The sequence below is a fragment of the Streptomyces sp. NPDC048523 genome (assembly GCF_043199815.1).
Taxonomy (GTDB): Bacteria; Actinomycetota; Actinomycetes; order Streptomycetales; family Streptomycetaceae; genus Streptomyces.
The window spans coordinates 1-18,751 of record NZ_JBICWQ010000004.1 but is presented as its reverse complement, the minus strand read 5'-3'; the positions used below and the strand labels follow the sequence as shown (position 1 = coordinate 18,751).

Below are 18,751 nucleotides of genomic sequence, written 5' to 3'. Positions count from 1 at the left end.
TTCGACCGATGGCCGAATCTGTCGTACTGGACCCGGTGGACCTGCATCTGCTGCGGCTGCTGCAGAACGACGCCCGGACCACCTACCGCGATCTCGCCGCCCAGATCGGTGTCGCGCCGTCGACCTGCCTGGACCGGGTGACCCGGCTGCGCCGCTCGGGCGTCATCCTCGGACATCAGCTGCGGCTGGATCCGGCCAAGCTGGGCCGGGGTCTGGAGGCGCTCCTTTCGGTGCAGGTGAGGCCGCACCGGCGGGAGCTGGTCGGGCCGTTCGTGGAGCGGATCAGGGCGCTGCCGGAGTCGCGGAGCGTCTTCCATCTGACCGGCCCCGACGACTATCTCGTGCACGTGGCCGTGGCGGACATGGCGGATCTGCAGCGGCTGGTGCTGGACGGGTTCACCTCCCGGCGCGAGGTGGCCCGGGTGGAGACCCGGCTGATCTTCCAGCAGTGGGACTGCGGGCCGCTCCTTCCGCCGGCCACGCCGACAGCGGAATCGGGGTGACGCCCGCGAGGTCCGCGTATGAGGATGGACCGCATGTCTGAGACTCAGAGCCCGCTGCCCCGTCAGGTCGCCGACGCCTACGTCGACGAGCTCATCGCCCTCGATCCGATCACCGGTACCTACCTGGGTGTGAAGGAGAGTTCGAGCAAGCTGCCCGACACCTCACCGGCGGGCCAGGAGGCGCTCGCGGAGCTTCGGCGGACCACGCTCGTCAGGCTCGACGAGGCCGAGCGGCAGCCCGGCGCGGACAGCGACATCGAGCGCCGGTGCGGCCGACTGCTGCGGGAGCGGCTGACGGCCGAACTCGCCGTGCACGAGGCCGACGAGGGGCTGCGCGCGGTCGGCAACATGGCCACGCCCGCGCACGAGATCCGTGAGGTCTTCACCGTCACCCCGATGGAGACGGAGGAGGACTGGGCGGCGATCGCCGAGCGGCTGCGATCGGTGCCGACGGCGTACGCGGGCTACCGCGAGTCCCTCCAACTCGGCCTGGACCGCAAGCTGTACGCGGCGCCGCGTCCGACCGCCACCTTCGTCGAGCAGCTCACCGAGTGGGCGGACACCGACGGCAACGGCCGTGGCTGGTTCGAGGACTTCGTCTCGGCGGGACCCGAGTCGCTGCGCGCCGAGCTGGACGAGGCCGCCCGCGCCGCGACCGCCTCCGTGGTGGAGCTGCGCGACTGGATGCGGGACGTGTACACGCCGACGATCGAGGGTGCCCCGAACACCGTGGGCCGGGAGCGGTACGCCCGCTGGGCCCGCTACTTCAACGGCACGGACCTCGATCTGGACGAGGCGTACGCGTACGGCTGGTCCGAGTACCACCGGCTGCTCGGCGAGATGAAGCAGGAGGCCGAGAAGATCCTGCCGGGCGCCGAGACGCCGTGGGTGGCGCTGGCCCACCTCGACGAGCACGGCACGCACATCGACGGCGTCGACGAGGTCCGCGACTGGCTCCAGGGCCTGATGGACCAGGCGATCGACTCGCTGGACGGCACCCACTTCGAACTCGCCGAGCGGGTGCGGAGGGTGGAGTCGTGCATCGCCCCGCCCGGCGGCGCGGCCGCCCCGTACTACACGCCCCCCTCGGAGGACTTCTCGCGCCCCGGCCGCACCTGGCTGCCGACCATGGGGCAGACCCGCTTCCCGGTCTACGACCTCGTCTCGACCTGGTACCACGAGGGCGTGCCGGGCCATCACCTCCAGCTCGCCCAGTGGGCCCATGTCGCGGAGAACCTTTCCCGCTACCAGGCGGCGGTGGGCGGGGTCAGCGCCAACGCCGAGGGCTGGGCGCTGTACGCGGAGCGGCTGATGGACGAGCTCGGCTTCCTCACGGACGCGGAGCAGCGGCTCGGCTATCTCGACGCGCAGATGATGCGGGCCGCCCGGGTCATCGTCGACATCGGCATGCATCTGGAACTGGAGATCCCGGCGGACTCGCCCTTCCACCCGGGTGAGCGGTGGACCCCCGAGCTGGCGCAGGAGTTCTTCGGCGCGCACAGCAGCCGGCCGGCGGACTTCGTGGAGAGCGAGCTGACCCGCTACCTCACGATCCCCGGCCAGGCGATCGGCTACAAGCTCGGCGAGCGGGCCTGGCTGCTGGGCCGGGAGAAGGCCCGCGAGCGGCACGGCGACGCCTTCGACCTCAAGGCCTGGCACATGGCGGCGCTGTCGCAGGGCTCGTTGGGACTCGACGACCTGGTGGACGAACTGGCGCAGCTCTGACGCTCGGGTGCAGGTGACCGACTCGGACCCGTGATCCGGGTCGGTCACCGACCGCAGCCGTCAGTCCGACAGCCGCCGCAACTGAACCAGCCCCAGCCAGGTCTCCGGCCCGGGCCGCACATTTGCGGCGCGTACCGCGTACCGGCCGGGGGCGAGCGAGACCTTCAAGTGGTCGCTGTCGACCGACTCCTTGCCGGGCCAGGCCGCGTCGAAGAGGACGACCGGGCCGGGCACCGTCCAGCTCACCTCGTCCTCCCAGACGGCGGTGGCGAGGGCGGCGGGGACCGCGGCGAGGAGTTCGTCCTCGGAGTCGGCGGCGCCCCACCGTACGAAGGTGTCGTGGTCGGCGAGGTAGGAGGTGGAGGCGGGCTCGTCCCCGAGGACCAGTGCGGCGGAGTCGCCGACCGGCAACAGGCCCACCAGGCGGTCGACTTCGCAGGCCCGGTCGTAGTCCGAGACCGTCTCGTCGCCGTCGGCACCCGCCCAGAAGGGCAGCACCGTCTCCGGCACCGCTATGAGCGGGCCGCCGCCCGACTCCACCCACTCCACCGCGCCCGGCTCCGCGTATCGCACCATGGGCCAGAACCTACACGCACCGGAACCCCACGGTTGCACCTGCACAGGAACCCCACGTCGGTCTCCGGAACTCAGCAGCCGCAGTCCTGCGAGTCGGCCGGCGCGGTCAACGTGTCGGCGGCGCGCCGCTCGCGGCCCTGCCAGGTCTCGAACGCGAAGCCCTCGCGCACCCAGTACTCGAAGCCGCCGAGCATCTCCTTGACCCGGTAGCCGAGTTCGGCGAGGGCGAGTGCGGCACGGGTGGCGCCGTTGCAGCCCGGACCCCAGCAGTACGTCACCACGGGGACGGACCTGTCGAGGAGTTGTTCGGCCTGCTCGGGGACGAGGGCGGTGGGCAGGTGGACCGCGCCCGGGATGTGGCCCTGGTCCCAGGCGGCGGTGGAGCGGGAGTCGAGGACCACGAAGCCGGGGTCTCCGTCGGCGGCGAGCGCGGCGGCGACGTCGGACACGTCGGCGTGGAAGGCGAGGCCGGCGCGGAAGTGGGCGGCGGCCTCGGCCGGGGCGGCGGGGGCGACGCGCAGGACGGGGTTCACGGTGAGCGAGGCGGTTGTCGTCATGCCGGAAATCTACGGTCGCCGATCACCGACCTGAAGGGGGATTCCACGGCGTGCACCTTGCCCGGCCGGGGATTGCCCTGCTATCCCTCGGACATGACCGTGTATTCCCCGGACGCCACCGACTGGCGCATTCTCGATGTCCTCCAGCGGGAGGGCCGGGCCAGTTTCGCCGAGCTCGCCCGTGCCGTGTCGATGTCCGCGAGCGCGGTCACCGAGCGGGTGCGGCGGCTGGAGGAGGCGGGCGTCATCCAGGGGTACGCCGCCGTCGTGGACCCCGACCGGCTGGGCCTGCCGATCCTGGCCTTCGTCCGTCTCCGGTACCCCAACGGCAACTACAAGCCCTTCCACGATCTGGTCGCCGTGACGCCCGAGATCCTGGAGGCGCACCACGTGACAGGCGACGACTGCTTCGTCATCAAGGTCGCCGCCCGCTCGATGCGGCACCTGGAGGAGGTGTCGGGAAAGATCGGCACGCTGGGCTCGGTGACCACGAGCGTCGTGTACTCCTCCCCGCTCCCCCGGCGGCCCCTGGGGCGCTGACGTCAGTCTCCGCCGGTCTCAGCTTCCGCCCCGCTGTTTCAGCACCGACCCGGAGCGCCCCTTCACGACCTCCAGCTGAGCGTGGATCCGCCGGCGCAGGTCGGCCACGTGGCTCACGATGCCTACGCTGCGGTCGCGTTCCCGCAGTGCGTCCAGGACGTCGAGGACCTCGTCCAGGGTCTGGTCGTCGAGGCTGCCGAAGCCCTCGTCGATGAAGAGGGTGTCGAGCCGGACCCCGCCGGCCTCGTCGGTGACGACGTCCGCGAGGCCGAGGGCCAGGGCGAGCGAGGCGAAGAAGGTCTCGCCGCCCGACAGGGTGGCCGTGTCCCGCTCGCGTCCGGTCCAGGCGTCGACGACGTGCAGTCCGAGTCCGCTGCGGCCGCGGCCGCTGCGGTCGTCGGAGTGGACGAGGGTGTAGCGGCCGGACGACATCCGTTGCAGACGCGCCGTCGCGGCGGCCGCCACCTGCTCCAGGCGAGCCGCGAGTACATAGGACTCCAGACGCATCTTGCGTTCGTTGTCCGCGGAGGTGCCGGCGGCGAGCGCGGACAGGCGGGCCACCCGGTCGTACTCCTCGCGCAGCGGTGCCAGCCGTTCGAGGCCGGTGGCCGAGCGGGCGGAGAGCCGGTCGAGTTCGGCGCAGCGCCGGGCGGCCGCGTCCCGCGCGGAGGCGGCCTCGCGGACCCGGCGGCCCGCGTCGGCGGCGGCCCGCTCCGCCCGCGCCACGTCGGCGGGCGGCTGCTGGGCGGCGTCGGAGGTATCGGTCTCGGCGAGTACGGCCCGTACGGCGGCCTCCTCGGCCTGCCAGGCGTCCAGCCGGTGCTGGAGGTCGCGGTGGGCCGCCTCGTCGAGGAGGGCGGCGGCCGCGGCCTGCGGGGTGTCGAAGCCGGCCCGGAAGGCGGCGTCGGCGAGCCGGGCGTCGGCGTCCTTGAGCCGCTGGGCGGTGTCCTCGGCGACGCGCGCGGTGTCGGCGGCGTCGGTGAGCAGCGCGGCCTGCCGCTCCAGCTGGGCGGCGCGGGCGGCCACACTGTCGGCGGCACCGCGCGCCTGGGTCAACTCCGCTTGCAGGGTGGTGCGTTCCCGGTCCAGGGCGTCCCGGCGGGCGCCGCGGGAGGCGGTGCGCACGGCGGCCTCCTGCTGGGCGGTCAGCCGCTGTTCGCGCTCCCGCTCGGCCTGCCGCAGCTGTTCCGTCGCGGTGTGCAGCGCCGAGGCGGCGGTGCGGACCTGGGCGTACTCGCGCTCCAAGTCCTCCGCCTGGACGGTGAGTTCCTCGGTGGAGGTGTCGCCGGCCTCGCCCTGGGCGGCGGCCAGCGCCCGCTGGACGAAGGCGAGTCGCCGCTCGGCCTCGGCCCGCTGTTCGTCGGCGTGCTGCGAGGTGGCGAGCGCGCGCTCCTCGGTCTCCCGGTCGACGTGTCCGGCGTCCTTGCGGGCGGGGGCGGGGTGCTCGGTCGCGCCGCAGACCGCGCAGGGCTCGCCGTCGGTGAGCTGTGCGGCCAGCTCGGCTGCGATGCCGTTCAGCCGCCGCTCCTTGACGTCCAGCCAGTCGGCGCGGGCCTTCAGCGCCCGGTCCGTCGCCTCGACGACGTGCTGCTGGGCGTCGTCGGTGTCCCGGGCGAACTGGTCGCGCTGGCGTGCGGCGGCGAGTCGCCTGCGGGCGGGCTCCCGCTGCACGGCCAGCTGTTCGGCGCGGGTGGCCGCTTCCTGGGCCGACTCGACGGCGTGCTGAAGACCCGCGCGAGTCTCTTCCCACCCGGCCAGCCATGCCTCGGCCTCCTGGAGGATGTCCTCGTCGGAGCGCTCCTGGCGGTCCAGGCCGGCACGCTCGTCGTCGAGTTCGGCGAGCCGCTGCTCGGCGCGCCGGGCCGCGTCCAGGCCGCCCAGCTCCTCGGCCGCCCGGCGTGCGGCGGTGGCGAGTCCGGGGGCGCCCGCCCCCGCGTAGGTCTCCGGCAGCAGTCCACGCGCGTGTGTCTCGGCCGCGACCGCCCGCCGGTGCTCGGCCTCGGCCGCTTCCCGCAGTTCCAGTGCGGGCGCCACCGCCTCCGCCTTGCGGGCCCGCTCCATCCGGGCCTGCGCCTGGTGGTAGCCGTCGGCCCGCTCCTTGAGCAGCGCGGCCCGCTCGCGTGCCTCGGCGAACCGGCGTTGCAACCGGTCGACTTCGCGTACCTCGGCCAGGTCGCGCTCGGCGGCGACCTGGGCGGACTCGGCGGCACCGAGCCGGCAGTGGGCGATCGTCAGCTGTTCGCGGGCGGTGCTGCGGGCGACGGCGGCCGCGCTCAGGACGGCCTCGGCCAGCCCCGGCTCGCCGGGCGCCAGCTCGGGCAGCTCCATCGCGTCACCGGCGGCCTGCTGCATGCGGTGCGCGTCGGCCAGCAGCGCGGCGTCGCCCTCGCGCACCTGCGCCTCGGCGGCGCGGCGCCGCTCGGCCAGCCGCTTCTCGACCTCGGCGAACCGGTGGGTGTCGAAGAGCCGTCCCAGCAGCTTGCCGCGCGCCTCGGCGTCGGCCCGCAGGAAGCGCGCGAAGTCGCCCTGGGGCAACAGCACGACCTGGCAGAACTGCTCGCGGCTCATGCCGAGCAACTGGGTGATCTCCTCACCGATCTCCTGGTGGGACCGGCTCATGTCCTTCCAGGACCCGGCGACCGCGTCGTACTCGCGCAGCCAGCTCTGTGCCTTGTCGAGCGTCGTGCCGGTACCGCGCTTCTTGGGGCGCTCCCAGGGCGGCTGGCGGGTGACCTCCAACCGGCGGCCGGCGACGGTGAGTTCGAGGCGGATCTCGGTGCGGTTGCCCGGGGCGGCGTGATCACTGCGCAGCGCCGTCCCCTGGCCGCTCTGCCGGGCGCCCGGCACCGAGCCGTACAGCGCGTAGCAGACGGCGTCGAGCACGGAGGTCTTTCCGGCGCCCGTCGGCCCGTGCAGCAGGAACAGCCCGGCCGCCGACAACTCGTCGAAGTCGACCGTCTGGGAACCGCCGAACGGTCCGAAGGCGGTGATGTCGAGCCGGTGCAGCCTCACCGCGCCACCTCCCGCACGGCCGCGTCCGCGCGCACGGTGTCGAACGCGTCCCGCAGCACGGCCTGTTCACGCTCGTCCGGACCCGCGCCGCGCACATGGGCCACGAAGTCCTCGGCGATCTCCTGGTCGCTGCGGCCGGCCAGCCGCCGGGCGTACGACACCTCGGGGTCGTCCGGCGCCCGCTCGGGATCGAACACGAGGCTGAGCGTGTGCGGGAAGCGCTCACAGAGCCGGGCCATGGGTTCCGCCGGGCGGACCGGGTCGGTGAGGGTCGCCTCCACCCAGGCCTCCTCCTGCGGCACGAGCCGCGGATCGGCGAGCAACTCCTCCAGCGTCCCCCGGATCCGGGCCAGCGCCCGCGGCACCGGGCAGTCGACGCGCTCGGCGGTGACCGCGCCCTCGGCGCCCAGGTCGACCAGCCACATGCTCTTGCGGTGGTCGGTCTCCGAGAAGGAGTACGGCAGCGGGGAGCCGGAGTAGCGCACGCGCTCGGTGATGGTCTGGCTGCCGTGCAGATGCCCGAGGGCCGCGTAGTCGACCCCGTCGAAGACCCCGGCGGGTACGGCGGCCACTCCGCCGACAGTGATGTCCCGCTCACTGTCGCTGGCCTCGCCGCCGGTGACGAAGGCATGGGCGAGGACGACGGACCGCGTCCCCCGCGCGCGTGTCGCGAGGTCGGCGCGGACCCGGTCCATGGCGGCGGCGAGCACGGCCTCGTGGCCCGCCTTCTTCACCCCGAACTCGTCCTTCACCAGGGCGGGTTCGAGATAGGGCAGGCCGTAGAAGGCGACGTCACCGTGGGGGTCGGAGAGGACCACGGGGGTCCCGCAGGCTGCCGGCTCGGTCCGCAGATGGATGCCGGCGCGCCCGATGAGTCCCGCGCCGACGCCCAGGCGGCGGGCGGAGTCGTGGTTCCCGGAGATCATCACGGTCGGCACGCCGAGGTCGGCGAGCCGGTGCAGGGCGTCGTCGAACAGCTCGACCGCGGCGAGCGGCGGCACCGCGCGGTCGTACACGTCTCCCGACACGAGCACCGCGTCCACCCCGTGCTCCCGCACGGTCGTGACGAGGTGACCGATGAACTCGGCCTGGGCCCCGAGCATGTTGACCCGATGGAACGCCCGGCCGAGATGCCAGTCGGAAGTGTGCACAATTCTCATGACATACCCCCGTCCAGCAAGATTGCCCCCTATTGCACCTCTAGGACCAGTACGAACCAGCACGGGGTCCGCCGTCAACGCTCGCCACGCTAACGCATGTCACCCCTGATCCCTCACTCACCTCAGATCACCGCAATTGTGGTTCGGTTCAAAGAGCGAGCGTCACTGACGGCCGCTGGACGGGAATCTTGCTGCGGGGGCTCACGAGGCCGTTCCACCGGTACACGCGGCTCCCGGCTCCGGAGTCTGCCCACCCTGGACGTACTTGGTGAGGAATTCGGTCACCCGCGGGTCGGATTCCCTCTCCACATCGAGTTGGTGGCCCCACGCCGTCAGTGAAATGGGCGACGACTGGCCTGGATACGGACTCATCAGCGTGTAAGGCGTCCTGGACACCTTGGCGGCAAGTGCCTTGAGGTCCGTTCCGGTGGCCTTGGCGTTGTAGGTGACCCAGACCGCGCCGTGCTCCAACGAGTGGACGGCGTTCTCGTTCCGGATCGGCTGACTGTAGACGTCGCCGTCACAGTTCTGCCAGACAGGTGCATGATTGCCGCCCGCAGGCGGGGTCATGGGATAGTCGACCTTCGTGTCGACATGGGTACGACCCAGCTTCGACCACGTCTTCTCACCCAGGACAGGCGCCTCGTCAGCCTTGTCCTTGTCGCGGGCGGCATCGACGAGATACCAGCCGCCGCCTGTGACTGCGGCGAGGATCACAGCGGACATGGTGACGGTGACGACGCGCGCACGATGCTCGCGGGCCTTTTCGGCTCGGCGCCTCTCCTCTATTCGAGCACGACGGGCCGCGGCCCTGTTCCTGGCATTGGCAGTACTCATGGTGAAGTTCCTTTGCCGACAGCGGAGTCCTGGGGATCGCGGCATTTGTCGCCCGCCGGAGTGCTGGGTACCTCCGGCGGCCGACAGACGAGCCTCACGCCCCTAAGGGGTCAGCCTTCGTCGAGCACGCTCTCGGCGTAGGGACGCAGCGGCGGTTCCGCCGTGGTGCGGGGTCCGCCGAGACCTCGTGTATAGGGCGTCATCACGTACATGAAGTAGTTTTTCTCGAAGGACTTCATGTCGATGCCAGGTATCACGAAGCCGGGCATCCCTTCCCGGTCGCACACGGATGCCGGGACACGTTCGGGTACGGCCGCACCGCGATGCTTGATCGCATCCTGCACGAGTGCGTACACGACCGAGTCTGCCGACAGCATGTGGTGCTCCATCATCCGGCCGGGGCACACGCTCTGCAGACCGATGTTGGCCGCGCCTGCCAGATTCGTCGCCACGCCGGCGGGCTGCACGAGCTGGTCGGCCTCACCGTAGATCACAGTGTAGGACGGCCCCTCGGGAAGCGGCTTCTTGTGCAGGGCCCGGAGGAAGCGGGAGCCCTCGCCGTTCTGCCAGAGAGCCGGCTGGCAGCTCGGCTGAGCCATGCAGAGTCCCTTGTTCAGCAAGGTGCCCTGGAACGGTGTGCCCATGCTGATCACGTCGTCGACCTTGCCGGCCATGTCGGGCCAGAAATGCAGGGCCCAGATCGGCAGCACACCGCCGATGCTGTGCGAGAGCGTCGTGACCTTTGAGTGGTGGCGTGCCGCCATGGTGCGAATACCGTGGATCACGTACTCGACGTTGGTCTGTTCGTCTCCGTGCTGGTACTCCGGGAAGTCGATCATGCAGACGGGATGCCCCTGAGCGGGCAGGAGCTTCCAGTAGCTCCAGGAGAAGTCCTCTCGGGGGTCGGTACCGAAGCCGGTGATCAACAGGACGGGCCGCTGCGTGACCCGCTTAGGCGTTCGACAGACGAGTGACTTGTCCAGTTCCTTCGTCGACGTGACAAGCGCGGGGCCACCGGACTCGCCGACCGTGCCGGACGCCGCCTGACGGGCGGACACCGGTTCGTGGGAGGACTGGGCCGAGGCTGAGGGTTGGATGAGGACGAACAGCAAGGACAGGAAGGCGGTCAGGGCACTACCCAGCCGCAAGGCACTGCGCCATTGGGGTCTCACGGTCTTCTCCTCCGGTCGGAAGGTGATGGCGATGGGGGCGATTCGGGTGTCTCAGGGGCGTCAGTCAGGCGCGGTGCCGGTTGCCCGTGGTCATCAGCGGTCGAGGTCTCGTGCGGTCCACTGGGCGAAGGACTCGGACTCGTCCTTGCGGTCTGTGAGATAACGCCGGACCAAGTCCTCCACGAAGGTCGGGAGTTCGGCTGCGGGTGTCTTCAGCCCTCGGGGTTTTCTGCCGAACTCACTGCTCTGGCCCTGTGCCAGGGCCAGGCCGCCACCGAGATGGACCTGGAAGCCCTCGGTCTGCCTACCCGACGCGTCGGTGACGAGCTGACCCTTGAGACCGATGTCGGCGACCTGGGTGCGGGCGCAGGCATTCGGACACCCGTTCACGTGGATGCTCATGTCGACCGGCGCGTCGGGCAGGCGCCGTTCCAGTTCCTCGATGAGCTGGGCGGCCCGCTGCTTGGTCTCGACGATGGCCAGCTTGCAGAACTCGATGCCGGTACAGGCCATGGTGTTGCGCCGCCACGGTGACGGGTGGGCCTCGAGCCCCAGGCCGTGGAGGTCGCGTACCAACCTGTCCGGCTCCGCCACGTCGAGAACCAGGAGTTTCTGATAGGGCGTGAGTCTGATCCGGTTCGTTTTGTGCGCCTCCATGAGATCGGCGAGTGCTGCCAGACGGGTGCCGGACAGTCGGCCGACCACGGGCGCGGCGCCTACGTAGTACAGATCGTCCTTCTGCCGGTGAACTCCGATGTGGTCGATGGGCGTGCCCGGCAACTGCGGGGCCGGTCCATCGACCAGAGCGCGCCCGAGGTACTCCTGCTCCAGTACCTCGCGGAACCGCTGCACCCCCCAGTCACCGACGAGATGCTTCAGGCGTGCCCGGTTGCGCAGCCTGCGGTAGCCGTAGTCCCGGAACAGCCGGGTCACCGCGAGCCAGGTTTCCGGCACCTCCGCCAGTGGCACCCACGCACCGACCCGGTCGGCGAGCCGTGGCGCCGTGGACAGACCACCGCCCACCCACAGGTCGAACCCGGGGCCCAGCTCGGGATGGGTGGCCCCGAGGAAGGCGATGTCGTTGGTCTCATAGGGGACATCCGGCAGCCAGGAGATCACCGACTTGAACTTACGCGGCAGGTTCGACAACGTCGGGTCGCCGACGTAGGAGTCGACGATCGAGCGGATCGCCGGCGTGGGGTCCAGCACCTCGTCCCGGGAGACGCCCGCCACCGGACTGCCCAGCACGACCCGCGGGCAGTCTCCGCATGCCTCGGTGGTGGAGAGGCCGACGGCTTCCAGCCGCCGCCATATCTCCGGCATGTCCTCGATGCGCACCCAGTGGAATTGGATGTTCTGCCGGTCGGTCAGATCGGCGGTGTCCCGGGCGAAGGCCTTCGACAGCTCCGCGACCGTCCGGAGCTGCTGAAGATCCAGTTGGCCGCCGTCGATGCGGACGCGGAGCATGAAGTACTCGTCGTCGAGCTCCTCAGGGGGCAGTACCGCGGTGCGCCCGCCGTCGATGCCTGGACGGCGCTGGGTGTAGAGGCCCCACCACCGGAACCTGCCCCGCAGATCGTCCGGGTCGATTCCGGCGAATCCCGTGCGGGCATAGACGTGCTCGATCCGTTCGCGCACTCGAAGGGGATCCTCGTCCTTTTTCATCCGCTCGTTGGCGTTGAGCGGGGTCCGGGAGCCCTTGGCCCACTGCCCTTCGTCACGAGGCTGTGTCGCACGGCTGCCCGGGACACGGCCTTCCGCCGCAGATGTCATCGCTCGTCCTCTCTCGGTCCGCGCGCATGCCGACGCGGGTACGGGCGGTGCGTCACGACGCCCTCAGAACCCCGGAGACCGGCGTGATCAGCCCTTCCGGCAACCAGTCCGCGCGGGCCGTGCCGTGATGTCCGCCGGTGCCGCTGCTCCCGGGAATGCGCGCCACCGACGCGGCGTACAGGAGAACCGGGGACCGGTGCGTGGTCTCGTCGCGCGCACGCAGCCAGGACTCGTAGCCGGCCGACGTGGGAGCGGCGTTCGGCCAGAGGCGCGCCAGATCCGCGACGTATCGCATCGGCTGGTCCGAGCGCGGTGCGTACCGCAGTGGAAGAACCTGTCCGGCCGCGGGCTGAAGGAGCGGCGTGGTCAGCAGCCACGGCGCCAGATAGGCGCCACGCGCCTTGTAGCGCCCCGAGGCCACATCCCGGAGCGCCGGGTCCGCGCCCTGCCAGCCCGAGACGATCACCAGCGGATGTCCGGCCCGGCGGGTGGCGGAGACGGCGATGCCCTCCTGGTCGGCCGCGGCACGAACCACCGCGGCGGCCGCGGTGCCTCGCGGCGACTCGTCCGCGACCAACGCGAGAGCGTGCTCCCCACGCTCGGCCACGAACTTCACCGTCGCGCGCAGGGCCTCGGTGTCCGCGGTCGAGAGCCGATCCGCGGGGCATGCCGTGAGAGGTCGGGCCACACCGGCTGCAAGGGTCCCCAGGGCGCTGCTCGCGCACTCGGGGCCGTCCGCGCCGCGCAACGCGGGCAGCGCTCTGCCCGTGTCGTCGCCCGTGTCCAGCGCCAGCGAGCCCGAGAGCCCGTCCGCGGAGATCCACAGACTGCTGCGGCCCGCGGGCAGCGTGACACCGACCCAGGTCTGTGTGCTGCCCGGCCTTCGCTCGCCCGGCGTGAGCCGGTCGCGCGCGGTGCCGGCCGACACCTCGTCGGCGTCCACTGCCACCAAGTTGAAGCCGGGGCGGTTCGGCACCACCAGGACCGGAACCTGGCGGGCGCCGAGCTGCACCGAACCCCGCACCGGCACTCCGGCCTCAGCCATGTCCTTCGCAGAGCCGCCAGGGCGGACTGCCATGCCCGCGAGCGCTGCGCAGACCAGAACGGTGACGAAGAAGACCGCGCTCGTCGACCTGCGCCGCAGCCGTCCGTTGCGCAGCAGCATCACGCCGGCGAACAGGCCGGCCACCAGGACCAGCGTGCCGAGCAGCACGCCGGCCACCGGTACGCCGTACGATGCTGCCGTGCTCACCGCAGGACTTTGTCACTGACGACGAACAGGACCCCGTGCGCCCGAGCGTTTCCGTATGAACCGTGCGGCCAGGACTGCCGGTTGAGATTGACGCAGGGCTGTCGCGTCACCTCGTCACGGAACGTGCGGTCCAGCTCGGGTTTTCCGTTCTCGGCGAGCGTGAACATGCACACCCGGTGGTCACCGCCGCCGCCGAACGAACCAGCGATGAAGTAGTTGGACGTCGCGAACCGCTTGACGGACTTGGTCTCGCGGTACCTGCCCTGCGCGTCCCGCGCGAAGTTGTCCATCGCCCCCCAGTGCGGACCGCCGTCCGTGGTGTCCCGGATGGGCACCGCGCCGGCGAGCTCCGGGCAGTCCTTCTCGGCACCGCCCGCGGTGACCTCTCTCAGCTCGTCGACGGAACAGCGCACCTTCGTCCCGGCCTTGAGGAGCTTTCGGATGTCGAGCACGTAGACCATGCCCGTCGTCTTGTCGAGGGGCGTGCCGTACGGCGTCGACTGCCCCATGACGGTGTGGAACAGGTAACGGTCGTCCGGGCTGACCGCCAGCCAACTGGAGTTGTCACCGCCGCCCGTGACCGATTCGTCGGAGGTGAACGTACGGTAGGCGGTGGTGTCGTCGAAGACCTCACGCCACTGCGGCTTCGGCGCGGTGATGTCGGGCGTGTAGAACACCGCCCCGCCGGACATGGAGGAGACGAAGGCGCCGCGTTGGTGGTGTCCGTTGGTCATGGCGGTCTCCATGAGGACACGCGACTCGCCAAATGCGGGATGGTCCTCCTGCGCGGCACGCGGCCCGTCGTGCACCTTGCTGACGGAGAGTAGCTTCGGATCGTCACGGTCACTGATGTCGAAGACGCGCACACTCTGCCGGGCGACCTTCTCACCGCCCTCGGGCAATGGCTCGCCGGGCGGCGGGACACTGCGTGACTCCGTGAAGTCACTGGCCACCAGGATGTCGAGGTCCTCGCGCAGGGCAAGACCGTGCGGGTTCGCACACGTCGCCTTGGAGATCACCGGGCTGTTGGCGCACTGTTCCGGATCCTCGGCCTCCTTGTTGGCGGCCGGAATCTCGGCAATGGTCCGGCCGTCGGTGCCGATCCGGACGATCTCCCCCGGAGATCCAGCAGCACCGTTGCCCTCGCGCACCTCGCCATTGGTGTAGGTGCACGGGCCCGCCACGTTGGGACCGCCGAGCATGGTGGCGTAGGCCGTTCCGTCGCCGAGGACCTGATAGGCGTCCGGCAGAGTCCCGCACGGAGTGTCGGTGGGGGCGTTGACACCGCTCAGCCGGATGGCCGGCAACGCGCTCGTGTCGAAGACGAAGGTGGTGTCGGACATGATTCCGCTGGCGTAGAGCCGATCACCCTTGTGCCAGGTGTACTGCATGTGGTGCGGTTCGTTGCCCTTGCCGGGCCCCATGGTCACCGTGTTGACGACCTCGCCGTAATGGCGGGAACCCGGTGTAGCGTCGATGACCGCGAGGAAGTCGGGCGCCGAGGGGTCATCAGGACCGCTCCAGGCGAGCAGCCACTCGCGGCCCGCGCCTCCGGCCGCCTTGGTCAGGTGGTTGGTCGCGGTGTAGGTGATGCCGTCGGACGCGGTGAACCGTGACGTGCTGGTGGTGACCCGTCCGTCGGTGGTCCTCTCGTCGTCGGCCTGACCGGCTCCGGTCATGAGACCTGTGGTCAGTCCGGCTGCTGCGAGACAGACCGTCAATCGCCCGACGGGCCTCCCGCGCCGGGATCCGATAGCTCTCATGCGTGCACATGCCCCTCTCGTGGACCTGCTCGGAACTGCTTGATCGGCCTGTCAGGGATGAAGGCGTACAGGGGTGGATCACATTGCTTCCGCACCGTCCCAGACAGCGCTGACTGGGGACTGATGATCGGCTTGCGGAGTGCTGACGGCCGCTCCGTAGCGCTCCAGTAGCACCCGGGCCACCTCGGGCGCGGGTCCCAGCACCTCGGCCAGGACGTCCGCCTGTGCCGCGCCGCGCGCGATGCGGTCGGGCAGGAACCCGGGGGCGAGGACGTACGGCGCCACGGCCACCGTCGCGCAGCCGAGAGCCCGCAGTTCGCGTACCGCGTCCTCGGTGCGGGGCAGGGCCGCGGAGGCGAACGCAGGCCGCACGGCGCACCAACCGGTGTGCCGCCACTCCCGCGCGATGTCAGCGATCACTGCGATCGCCTCCGGGTCGGTGGACCCCGCCGAGGCCAGCACGACCCCGGTCGAGGACTTGTCGGCGGGCGTCAACCCCGCCTCGTACAGCCGTCGTTCGAGCGCGGACAGGAGAAGCGGGGACGGGCCCAGCGCCTCCGCCTGCCGGATGCGCAACCGCGACGGCGCGTCCCTGAGGACCTCGGGGATGTCCGCCTTCGCATGGAACGCGCGCGTCAACAGCAGCGGCAGCGCCACGACGTCACGGACGCCCTCCGCCGCCAGGGACTCCAACACCCCCTGCACGGAAGGGATGTTGAAGTCCAGGAAGCCTGTCTCCACCCGTACGTCCGGGCGCAGCGAGCGCACCCGGCGGACGAGAGCGTGCACCGTCGCGGCGTGCCGCGCATCGCGGCTGCCGTGGGCGATGACCAGAAACACCATGGATGCGAGGGACTCACTCGTGCAGGAGCAGGCCGCGGGTACGCAGCATCCAGCGTTCCAACGGACAGAAGATCACCAGATCGATGGTCACCCCCACCAGCAGGATGAGCAGGACGGCGAGGAACACCATGGACATACTGCTGTTGGTGCGTCCCGCCTCCAGTAGCTGCCCCAGCCCCAAGCCGAGTTCGGGTGAGGAGGCAATGATCTCGGCTGCCATCAGGGAGCGCCAGGAGAACGCCCAGCCCTGCTTGAGGCCCGCCAGATAGCCGGGCAGCGCGGCCGGCAGGACTATGTGCCAGGTGCCGCGCAGGCCCGTCGCGCCAAGGGTGCGTCCCGCGCGCAGGAACAAGGGCGGCACCTGGTCGACGCCCGACATCAGACCGTTGGCGATGGACGGGACCGCGCCGAGCAGGATCACCGCGTACATCATCTTGTTGTTCAGGCCCAGCCAGATGACGGCCGGCGGCACCCACGCCACCGACGGCAGCGACTGCAGCCCCGAGAGCACAGGCCTAACGGCGGCGCGCAGATATCTCACCCGGGCGACCAGAAGGCCCAGCGGGGTGCCGATCACCAACGCGAGTGCGAAGCCCAGCAGACCGCGCGAGACGCTGGTCCAGATGTAGCCGAGGAGCGTGCCCCGCAGCCAGGCTGCGCGGATCTCGCCCCCCACGTCGGAGGGGGCGGGCAGTTTGTAGGGGTCGGTGACCTGCGCCCAGACCAGGAGCTGCCACACCGCCAGCACCAGGAGCGCGGCAGTGAGAGGGGGCGCGGCCCTGCGTGCCAGCCGACCGAGCAGGGGCGCCTTGACCGCAGAACCGACCTCCAGGGCGTCGAGCCCCGCTTCCAGACCGGCGAGGTCGCTGTCGTCGTTGCTGGTGGTTTCAGTACTGGCCATGGCGACGGATCTCCCCACGCAGTGCTTCGGTGATCTCCGCGGACAGGTCCGCCACGGCGGCGTCCTCCAGACGGCGCGGCTGCGGAATGCCGACCCGCCACTGCCGGATCACGCGGCCTGGGCGCGAGCCGAGCAGGATGACACGCTCGGCGAGGCGCACCGCTTCCCGGACGTTGTGGGTGACGAACAGCACCGACAGCCGGGTCTCGCGCCAGATGCGGGTCAGTTCATCGTGCAGCACGTCGCGGGTGATGGCGTCGAGGGCCGCGAACGGCTCGTCCATCAGCAGCAGGCTGCTCTCCTGGGCGAGCGCGCGGGCCAGCGCCACCCGCTGGCGCATACCGCCCGACAGCTCGTGCACCCGCTTGCCGTACGCGCCCTTCAGACGGACCAGCTCGAGCAGCTCCTCGGCTTTGCCGCGCCGGTCGGGCTTGGGAACTCCCCTGAGCTTCAGGGCGAGTTCGATGTTCTTGCCCGCGGTCAGCCACGGGAAGAGGGCGTGCTCCTGGAACATCAGGGCGGGACGGCCGTCCCTGGTGATGGCACCCGTGCTGGGCCGGTCCAGCCCCGCCACCAGGTTAAGCAGCGTGGACTTGCCGCAGCCCGAGGCCCCCAGGAGGGTGACGAACTCGCCCGGCGCGACATCGATGCTGACGTCATCCAGGACGAGGTGCCGTCCGACAGTTGTGGTGAAGGACTTCGAGACATTGGTCAGGCGCGCGGCATACCCTGTCGACACATCGGTGTGTGGGGCCTGAGTGGGGGCGGTTGCCATCGTCGAGTGCTCCTGAGGGCTGGCGGGGGCTACGGGACGGGGGCTCACTGCACACCGAGGCCGGCATCGTCGACTGGACTCCTGCCCATGGCGTGGAGGATCTTGTTCAGCGGCGCCAGATCGTAGAGGCCGGTGAGCTCGGGTTCCTCCAGGAGCCCGACGCGTACGGCGTGCTCGGTCTGCGCGGCAAGCGTCCCGGACAGCGGGTCGTCGGTGAAACGCAGCGATGACCATGCGGCCGCGATCACCCCACCGGGCAGCGGCTTGCCGGTCAGGGTGGCGAGCTTCGCGTTGGCGACGGCCTTCGCCGCCGCCGGGTGCGAGTTGATCCACTCATTGGTTCCGATCGAAGCGCGCAGCACGGCCTCCACGACGTCCGGATGCCGGTCGAGGAACGGCTGCGACACGATGATGTTCGTGACGGCGAACTTCTTGGCCGGCCACAGCGACGACTCGTCGAGCAGCACCTTGGCACCCTCGGCGACCAGCTTCGACGCGGTCGGCTCCGGCACCCACGCGCCGTCGATGGAACCGGATCTGTAGGCGTCCGGCGTCACCTTGTTGTCCGTACGGAACACCGAGACGTCGCCTTTGCCACTCAGCGCGTCGACCTTCCAGCCCTGGTCGGCGATCCAGTTGAGGAACGCCACGTCCTGCGTGTTGCCGAGCTGCGGCGTCGCGATCTTCTTGCCCTTGACGTCCTTCAGGGACTTGATCTTGTCCGGATCGACCACGAGCTTCACGCCGCCGGAGACCGAGCCGCCGACGATGCGCAAGCTCTTGCCGCCGGACTTGATGTAGCCGTTGACCGCCGGGGACGGGCCGATCCAGCCGATGTCGATCGATTCGGAGTTGAGGGCCTCGATCTCGGACGGGCCGGCGTTGAACGTGGAGAACCGCACCTCTGTGCCGCCAAGTTCATTCCGGAAGAAGCCCTTTGCGTCACCGACGAGCACGGTGGCGTGCGTGAGGTTGGGAAAGAAACCGATGCGGACGGACTGCGCGGACAGGCGCGCGCCCTTGGCGGCCACGTTGCCGGTTCCGTTGCCCGGCGCCTGCGAGCCGTATCCGCAGGCCGTGGCGACCGATGCCAGGACCAGTACGGTCGTGAGCAGTCGTCGTACCGCACGGGGCACGACATCGACGTCACGTCGCGTGAGCATGTATCTCTCCGGCTGGTCCGATGACGGATTCCGCCATGCCCGCGGTGAGGGTGGTGCCGTCGTTCGGGTCGATGAGGATGAACGAACCGGTGCGCCGCGAGTCGGAGTAGGAGTCGACGGGCAGCGGCTCGGCGGTACGGATCTTCACCCGGCCGATGTCGTTGGCGACGAGCTGTCCCGGGTGCGGGTGCAGGGACAG

The 18,751-nt window shown here is 70.5% G+C and carries 16 protein-coding genes and 1 pseudogene; 3 read left to right on the top strand and 14 right to left on the bottom strand.

Features of this window, described 5'->3' with window-relative positions; all coding sequences use genetic code 11:
• Nucleotides 1-8 precede the first annotated feature (8 nt).
• Both ACGFWE_RS21010 and ACGFWE_RS21005 read left to right on the top strand, forming a co-directional pair.
• Nucleotides 9-503: an Lrp/AsnC family transcriptional regulator gene (locus ACGFWE_RS21010; protein ID WP_352387040.1), complete on the top strand. Its 495-nt coding sequence runs from the start codon at nt 9-11 to the stop codon at nt 501-503.
• A gap of 33 nt (nt 504-536) precedes the next feature.
• Nucleotides 537-2,228 carry a DUF885 domain-containing protein gene (locus ACGFWE_RS21005; RefSeq protein WP_393600860.1) on the top strand — a complete coding sequence of 564 codons (1,692 nt, stop codon included), beginning with the start codon at nt 537-539 and terminating at the stop codon, nt 2,226-2,228.
• Between the two features lie 60 nt (nt 2,229-2,288).
• Here the strand turns inward: ACGFWE_RS21005 and ACGFWE_RS21000 are convergent, their stop codons facing one another.
• Nucleotides 2,289-2,804, bottom strand: coding sequence for an immunity 21 family protein (locus ACGFWE_RS21000; RefSeq protein WP_352387044.1), 516 nt, complete (start codon nt 2,802-2,804; stop codon nt 2,289-2,291).
• A gap of 71 nt (nt 2,805-2,875) precedes the next feature.
• Nucleotides 2,876-3,361, bottom strand: coding sequence for a rhodanese-like domain-containing protein (locus ACGFWE_RS20995; protein ID WP_352387046.1), 486 nt, complete (start codon nt 3,359-3,361; stop codon nt 2,876-2,878).
• Nucleotides 3,362-3,454: 93 nt separating this feature from the next.
• Here ACGFWE_RS20995 and ACGFWE_RS20990 point away from each other — a divergent pair, with 93 nt between their 5' ends.
• Nucleotides 3,455-3,901, top strand: coding sequence for an Lrp/AsnC family transcriptional regulator (locus ACGFWE_RS20990; RefSeq protein WP_352387048.1), 447 nt, complete (start codon nt 3,455-3,457; stop codon nt 3,899-3,901).
• Between the two features lie 18 nt (nt 3,902-3,919).
• Here the strand turns inward: ACGFWE_RS20990 and ACGFWE_RS20985 are convergent, their stop codons facing one another.
• From ACGFWE_RS20985 to ACGFWE_RS20930, 12 genes and pseudogenes are all read right to left on the bottom strand, one after another.
• Nucleotides 3,920-6,913 (bottom strand): AAA family ATPase, encoded by a 2,994-nt coding sequence (locus ACGFWE_RS20985; RefSeq protein ID WP_393600857.1) that lies wholly within the window; start codon nt 6,911-6,913, stop codon nt 3,920-3,922.
• Nucleotides 6,910-8,073, bottom strand: a complete 1,164-nt coding sequence (locus tag ACGFWE_RS20980; RefSeq protein ID WP_393600855.1) for an exonuclease SbcCD subunit D — start codon at nt 8,071-8,073, stop codon at nt 6,910-6,912. Before ACGFWE_RS20980 ends, ACGFWE_RS20985 begins: the two co-directional genes overlap by 4 nt.
• A 201-nt stretch (nt 8,074-8,274) precedes the next feature.
• Nucleotides 8,275-8,910, bottom strand: a complete 636-nt coding sequence (locus ACGFWE_RS20975; protein ID WP_393600853.1) for a DUF3105 domain-containing protein — start codon at nt 8,908-8,910, stop codon at nt 8,275-8,277.
• Nucleotides 8,911-9,020: 110 nt separating this feature from the next.
• Entirely contained in the window at nt 9,021-10,082 is a 1,062-nt protein-coding gene (locus ACGFWE_RS20970; protein WP_393600851.1) for an esterase/lipase family protein, read from the bottom strand.
• A gap of 93 nt (nt 10,083-10,175) precedes the next feature.
• Nucleotides 10,176-11,855, bottom strand: a complete 1,680-nt coding sequence (locus tag ACGFWE_RS20965; RefSeq protein WP_393600849.1) for a nitrite/sulfite reductase — start codon at nt 11,853-11,855, stop codon at nt 10,176-10,178.
• 52 nt (nt 11,856-11,907) lie between these two features.
• Nucleotides 11,908-13,107, bottom strand: a complete 1,200-nt coding sequence (locus tag ACGFWE_RS20960; RefSeq protein WP_393600847.1) for a hypothetical protein — start codon at nt 13,105-13,107, stop codon at nt 11,908-11,910.
• Entirely contained in the window at nt 13,104-14,786 is a 1,683-nt protein-coding gene (locus ACGFWE_RS20955; RefSeq protein ID WP_393600845.1) for a hypothetical protein, read from the bottom strand. The genes ACGFWE_RS20960 and ACGFWE_RS20955 overlap by 4 nt, the downstream gene beginning before the upstream one ends.
• A gap of 162 nt (nt 14,787-14,948) precedes the next feature.
• The gene (locus tag ACGFWE_RS20950) at nt 14,949-15,713 is read right to left on the bottom strand and encodes a sirohydrochlorin chelatase (RefSeq protein WP_393600843.1); all 765 of its coding nucleotides are present in this window, start codon (nt 15,711-15,713) and stop codon (nt 14,949-14,951) included.
• A gap of 13 nt (nt 15,714-15,726) precedes the next feature.
• On the bottom strand, nt 15,727-16,614 hold the full coding sequence (locus ACGFWE_RS20945) for an ABC transporter permease (protein WP_393600841.1): 888 nt from the start codon (nt 16,612-16,614) through the stop codon (nt 15,727-15,729).
• Complete coding sequence (locus ACGFWE_RS20940) at nt 16,601-17,389, bottom strand: ABC transporter ATP-binding protein (RefSeq protein ID WP_393600839.1); 789 nt, start codon at nt 17,387-17,389, stop codon at nt 16,601-16,603. The genes ACGFWE_RS20945 and ACGFWE_RS20940 overlap by 14 nt, the downstream gene beginning before the upstream one ends.
• 44 nt (nt 17,390-17,433) lie before the next feature.
• The gene (locus tag ACGFWE_RS20935) at nt 17,434-18,552 is read right to left on the bottom strand and encodes an ABC transporter substrate-binding protein (RefSeq protein WP_393600837.1); all 1,119 of its coding nucleotides are present in this window, start codon (nt 18,550-18,552) and stop codon (nt 17,434-17,436) included.
• Nucleotides 18,536-18,751, bottom strand: a pseudogene (locus ACGFWE_RS20930) (hypothetical protein); the annotation flags it as partial. The gene ACGFWE_RS20935 and the pseudogene ACGFWE_RS20930, both read right to left, overlap by 17 nt.

What these genes read in the sequence shown, in the direction of transcription:
- ACGFWE_RS21010 (WP_352387040.1), top strand. Translation starts at nt 9, where the DNA reads ATGGCCGAATCTGTCGTACTGGACCCGGTGGACCTGCATCTGCTGCGG.
- ACGFWE_RS21005 (WP_393600860.1), top strand. Translation starts at nt 537, where the DNA reads ATGTCTGAGACTCAGAGCCCGCTGCCCCGTCAGGTCGCCGACGCCTAC.
- ACGFWE_RS21000 (WP_352387044.1), bottom strand. Translation starts at nt 2,804, where the DNA reads ATGGTGCGATACGCGGAGCCGGGCGCGGTGGAGTGGGTGGAGTCGGGC.
- ACGFWE_RS20995 (WP_352387046.1), bottom strand. Translation starts at nt 3,361, where the DNA reads ATGACGACAACCGCCTCGCTCACCGTGAACCCCGTCCTGCGCGTCGCC.
- ACGFWE_RS20990 (WP_352387048.1), top strand. Translation starts at nt 3,455, where the DNA reads ATGACCGTGTATTCCCCGGACGCCACCGACTGGCGCATTCTCGATGTC.
- ACGFWE_RS20980 (WP_393600855.1), bottom strand. Translation starts at nt 8,073, where the DNA reads ATGAGAATTGTGCACACTTCCGACTGGCATCTCGGCCGGGCGTTCCAT.
- ACGFWE_RS20975 (WP_393600853.1), bottom strand. Translation starts at nt 8,910, where the DNA reads ATGAGTACTGCCAATGCCAGGAACAGGGCCGCGGCCCGTCGTGCTCGA.
- ACGFWE_RS20965 (WP_393600849.1), bottom strand. Translation starts at nt 11,855, where the DNA reads ATGACATCTGCGGCGGAAGGCCGTGTCCCGGGCAGCCGTGCGACACAG.
- ACGFWE_RS20955 (WP_393600845.1), bottom strand. Translation starts at nt 14,786, where the DNA reads ATGACCGGAGCCGGTCAGGCCGACGACGAGAGGACCACCGACGGACGG.
- ACGFWE_RS20950 (WP_393600843.1), bottom strand. Translation starts at nt 15,713, where the DNA reads ATGGTGTTTCTGGTCATCGCCCACGGCAGCCGCGATGCGCGGCACGCC.
- ACGFWE_RS20945 (WP_393600841.1), bottom strand. Translation starts at nt 16,614, where the DNA reads ATGGCCAGTACTGAAACCACCAGCAACGACGACAGCGACCTCGCCGGT.
- ACGFWE_RS20940 (WP_393600839.1), bottom strand. Translation starts at nt 17,389, where the DNA reads ATGGCAACCGCCCCCACTCAGGCCCCACACACCGATGTGTCGACAGGG.
- ACGFWE_RS20935 (WP_393600837.1), bottom strand. Translation starts at nt 18,552, where the DNA reads ATGCTCACGCGACGTGACGTCGATGTCGTGCCCCGTGCGGTACGACGA.